Origin of the sequence: Oerskovia sp. USHLN155 (genome assembly GCF_037145535.1) — a bacterium.
Lineage (GTDB): Bacteria > Actinomycetota > Actinomycetes > Actinomycetales > Cellulomonadaceae > Oerskovia > Oerskovia rustica.
The window spans coordinates 1-1183 of the sequence record NZ_JBBCXG010000026.1; the positions used below are offsets into that span (position 1 = coordinate 1).

The following is a 1183-nucleotide window of genomic DNA, read 5'->3' on the forward strand; positions in this document are numbered from 1 at the left end:
CCGCAGCCACCACCCCCGACTGCGCCGCCGTCTCCTCCGACGACGCCGAGAACTGCGACGACACCCCCGCCAACGACTCCGCACTCGACGCGATCGTCACCGACGACTCGACCACTCCCGTGATGAGAGCACGCAGGTTCGCCTGCGTGCGTTCGAGGTCGACGGCCAGGGTGCCGATCTCGTCACGCCCGGTCACGCCGGAGGAGACCGTCAGGTCGCCGTCGCCCACCGCTGCCAGGGCCGAGGACACCGCGCCGATCCGGCGGGCGATGTTGCGAGCCACGACGTAGGCCAGGGCGGACGCCGCGACCGCACCGAGCGCCGCGACCAGGATCGTGAGGAGGATCGACCGTGCCGCCACGGCATCCGTCTCGTCGGCAAGAGCGGCCGCCTCCTCGCCCTGCGAGACGGTCTCCACCTGCATGGCGTCGAGGACACCCGTCGTCAACGGACGGATGGTCTCGTCGAAGTACGTCGCGAACCCTTCGGCGTCGCCCTCGTCCGCGAACGGGAACAGCGTCCCCTCGGCCGCCGCGTAGTACGTGTCGAGCGCGGCGACCAGAGCGTCGACGTCGGCCTCGTTCACCGCGTTGGGGCGATAGGCCTCGATCTGCGAGTGGAGGTCGACCTTGCGCTCGGCCAGCTCGTCCACGAGCGTCCCGCGGGTCTCCTCGTCGGCGATGCCGTACTGGACGACCCGGGCCCGGTCGCCCTGGTAGGCGCGCTGGATCTCCGTGAGCTGCTGGAGCGGGACGACGTTGCCGCTGTACATCAGCGCGGCGTCTGCCCGCAGCGTACGCATCGAGCTGAGCGCGAACGCGGTGACGACCGCGGTCACCACCACCATGAGAAGGACGGACATGACGATCTTGACCAGCACCGGGCGGTCGGCCCACAGCCGGCGCGGTGCGTTCTGCTGCTCGCTCATCGCTCGCCTCTCGATCTGGGGGGACCTGTGTCCCCTGCTGTCGGCCACGCCCCGCGTGGCCGAGTCGACTGCCCGGGACTGGTGCTCCCGGGGTGGTGCTGCCCGGTGCGGCGGGTGCCGTACCGGCTCGTGCTGACGTTCTTCGCTCAGATCCGGAACTGGGCGACGCGGGTGCGCAGCTCGACCGAGACCTGGGCAAGCTCGTCGACCGCCACGCTCATCCGCTGCATCGTCGCCGCGCTCTCCTGCGCAGCG

1 protein-coding gene is annotated in these 1183 nt (G+C 70.9%); it reads right to left on the reverse strand.

All coding sequences use genetic code 11. The features are described 5' to 3' along the window. Positions 1 to 928 (reverse strand): methyl-accepting chemotaxis protein (locus WFH32_RS19225; RefSeq protein ID WP_336708890.1); only part of this gene is annotated, 928 nt, incomplete at its 3' end. Between the last annotated feature and the right edge of the window lie 255 nt (positions 929 to 1183).